Genomic DNA, 391 nt, shown 5'->3' on the forward strand with positions numbered 1-391 from the left:
TTTCCCGGCCGGCCGGACGGAACGGTGACCGAAAAGATCGCCGATTACTTTCAACGTGAGCTGCTGCCTCGCGCCGACATCGTGTTCGACTTCCACTCCGGCGGCAAGACGCTGGACTTCGTGCCGTTCTGCGCGGCGCACACTTTGCCCGACAAGGCGCTGGAACAGAAAGCCTTTGACGCGGTCGCGGCCTTTGCCGCTCCGTTCTCGATGCGCATGATCGAGATCGACGCCGTCGGCATGTATGACACGGCAGCCGAGGAGATGGGCAAGGTCTTCGTCAGCACCGAGCTGGGCGGCGGCGGCACGTCGCGTGCGCAGACGGTGCGGATCGCGCGGCGCGGCATTCTCAACGTACTGCGCCATGCGGGCATTGTAGATGGTGCGGTCG

General features: G+C 64.7%; 1 protein-coding gene. It reads left to right on the forward strand.

Annotation, left to right across the window (positions count from 1 at the left end):
* Positions 1–391, forward strand: a 391-nt coding sequence (locus EOC94_RS33855; protein ID WP_185928399.1) for a succinylglutamate desuccinylase/aspartoacylase family protein, incomplete at both ends; no start/stop codon positions are given.

The organism is Mesorhizobium sp. M6A.T.Ce.TU.016.01.1.1 (genome assembly GCF_003997065.1).
GTDB classification, from domain to species: domain Bacteria; phylum Pseudomonadota; class Alphaproteobacteria; order Rhizobiales; family Rhizobiaceae; genus Mesorhizobium; species Mesorhizobium mediterraneum.